Annotated in this window: 1 protein-coding gene and 2 pseudogenes; 1 reads left to right on the plus strand and 2 read right to left on the minus strand. The window is 56.2% G+C overall.

Features of this window, described 5'->3' with window-relative positions; translation table 11 throughout:
* Positions 1-47: 47 nt before the first annotated feature.
* Positions 48-347: pseudogene (locus AX756_RS24595) on the minus strand (ATP-binding protein); the annotation flags it as partial.
* A 183-nt stretch (positions 348-530) separates the two neighbouring features.
* On the opposite strand from AX756_RS24595, the gene asnB reads away from it, so the two are divergent.
* Positions 531-2,489 carry an asparagine synthase (glutamine-hydrolyzing) gene (asnB, locus tag AX756_RS24600; RefSeq protein ID WP_068318494.1) on the plus strand — a complete coding sequence of 653 codons (1,959 nt, stop codon included), beginning with the start codon at positions 531-533 and terminating at the stop codon, positions 2,487-2,489.
* Positions 2,490-2,523: 34 nt separating this feature from the next.
* On the opposite strand, the pseudogene AX756_RS25960 reads toward asnB, so the two are convergent.
* Positions 2,524-2,655, minus strand: a pseudogene (locus AX756_RS25960) (IS3 family transposase); the annotation flags it as partial.
* Positions 2,656-2,703: the final 48 nt, after the last annotated feature.

Consider the following 2,703-nt stretch of genomic DNA (forward strand, 5'->3'; position numbering starts at 1 on the left):
ACCCGCAGACTCTCGTTATGACTGAGGGACCAACGGGGGGCAGGTCACAGTTGCTTCTGAAGCCACAGGAGCTGGCGCTCGTCTCGCGCTTCCATCAGCTCGTAAACGATGGCGGCGGCGGATGTAAACCGAACATCCATCCCTTTCTGGCAAGCGGCCTGACCGAGGTCGAGTGCGACGTGGGTCTTGCCGGTGCCGCTTGGACCGAGGGCAATGACGTTCTCGCAGCGGTCTATCCATTCACAGCGCGCCAGCTCCAGGACCTGCATCTTATTGAGCGACGCGATCGCGGTGAAGTCGAAGCTGTCAAGGCTCTTGGTGGCCGGGAATTTTGCGGCCTTGATCCGTCACTTCCTTGCGCTCGGCAAAAACCTTTTGAGCCAAATGGCATAAACTGGTTGCCTCTTGTAATCTCAGGAGTCACTGTTCTTCAAAGTTTCACTCAAGGCAACACTGCCAAAAATAGTGCCGACTGTTCGGCAGTGTCACCCAGATCCAGTTTTAGTTCGCCGAGTGCGAGGCCATAATCAATGTGTGGAATTGTCGGTTTCATTGACTATCGTCCACGGGGAAAAGCGTCGGCGCATCGGTCTATTAAGCCGATGATGGACAGCTTGGTTCATCGCGGCCCGGACGGCGAGGGTGCTTGGGTGGACGAGGAAGGGCGTGTCGCGCTCGGTCACAGGCGGCTCGCGATAATCGACCTTTCCGAGGCCGGTGCACAACCCATGACCTCTTCCAGCGCGCGTTACACGATCGTCTTTAACGGCGAGATTTTCGGCTTTCTCGACATGCGGCGCAAACTCGAAGAGGACGGCGTTCGGTTCACGGGGTACTCCGACACCGAAGTGCTGCTGGAAGCGATTGAGCTTTATGGCATAGAAGCTGCCATAAAGCAGATGGCAGGTATGTTTGCCATCGCACTTTATGATCGCCTCACTCGGACTATCACTTTCATTCGCGACCGGGTCGGCAAAAAACCTTGTTACATAGGCGTGTCCGAAGGGATGCTTTATTTCGGTTCGGAATTGAAAGCGTTGCGTGCCCATCCAGGTTTTCCTCTGCCGTCTCTCAATCACGAAGCTCTCGCTCTTTATTTGCGTTACGGCTACGTACCGTCTCCCAATTCCATATATCAAGACGTGGTCAAGCTGCCGCCATCTTCAATTCTAACAGTCTCCATAGATCGAAAACCGTTGTCGGGCGCTGAAATTCTGAGTGCAGCGAAGCCATACTGGACCGCCTATGACGCGGCGGCCAATGGTGTTGAGACGCGCTTCGCGGACGAAGCGGAAGCGCTCGAGCAGTTCGACCAGTGCCTGAACCAAGCCGTCCGCGAACGCATTGTGTCAGACGTGCCTGTGGGAATATTTCTTTCCGGGGGAATTGACTCCTCGTTGATAGCGGCCAAGACATCGGCGCTCACTCCAGAGAAGCCTCTGACGCTCACTGTTCGTTTCAACGAGGATAGCTTCAATGAGGCCGATATTGCCGCCGAGATCGCCAAGCATCTGGGAACCAATCACGTCGAACTGACCGCAACCCCGCAATCGGCGCTCGCTGCGGTCGATGAGATGTCGAGCGTCTTTGACGAGCCATTCTCTGACCCTTCTCAATTGCCAACATTGCTGGTTTCCCGGCTAGCGCGTGAGCAAGTAACAGTCGTGCTTTCGGGCGACGGTGGAGACGAAGCCTTGGGCGGGTACGCGCGTTACGGTTGGATGCTTCAAATCGAGCACTTAGCCAGGTGTCTACCATGGTTTGTTCCAAGGTTGGTGAATGCCAGCCCCGTGGCACTGCTCGACGCGGGCCTGCGTGTCGGCGCCTTGGCGTTGCCCAAGAAACGGCGCGAGGAGCTGACGGGTGAGCGAATCGGCAAAGTTGCCGAGATTCTGTGCCAACCAGATTTTCGGAGCCGATATCGCGCGTCTCTCTCGCAGTGGAATCCGGTCCGGTTGCTTAAACCAAACGTTGCTGAACCCGCCTGCGTGTATGGCTCCGCTGCAGTTCCACCGCGTGTGGTTCCTCTGGAACAGATGATGTATCTGGACACAATCGCTTATTTGACAGACGACGTGCTGACCAAGGTTGATCGGGCTTCGATGGCAGCCAGTATAGAGGTTCGATCTCCGCTGCTCGATCATCGCGTTCTCGAGATGGCTTGGCGGATGCCGGCCAGTCTCCGTGTTTCAAGTGATGGCGTTGGCAAGGTAGCTATGCGGAAACTTCTTGAGAGAGACGTACCCAAGGAAATGTTCGACCATCCGAAACGCGGGTTCGCCATCCCTCTCAATGATTGGCTGCGAGGGCCATTGCGCGAATTGGCAGGTGATATGCTGTCAACTCACAGGATCGCGCAGGCCGGTCTGTTTGACGAACGCCTGATAGCGCGTCGCTTGTCAGAACATTTGTCGGGGCGACGCAACTGGGGCCAGAGTCTGTGGACGCTGATGATGTTCGAACTTTGGAAAGGCCGTTGGAGCATTTAGCAGGGTGTTGGTATTTGATCGGGTCCAACAAGTTCTTCACTCGGGCCTTCACCCGTCGCTTCGGGCGCTTGTTTCTCAGCTGCAAGCCCAACTCGTTGTTAATCCTGCGGGTCTTCTTCATGTTGTTCACCTAACCCTAGCGCCGCAAAAGCACGTGCACACGCCGGCGGCGTCAGAACAACTTGGCTTGTCGCAGGGCAGGGGGCTGAGTAGC

This window comes from Aliiruegeria sabulilitoris, from assembly GCF_001558155.1.
GTDB classification, from domain to species: domain Bacteria; phylum Pseudomonadota; class Alphaproteobacteria; order Rhodobacterales; family Rhodobacteraceae; genus Tropicimonas; species Tropicimonas sabulilitoris.

Bases quoted from the DNA above. Each gene is read 5' to 3' on its own strand.
- asnB (WP_068318494.1), top strand. From the start codon at position 531: ATGTGTGGAATTGTCGGTTTCATTGACTATCGTCCACGGGGAAAAGCG.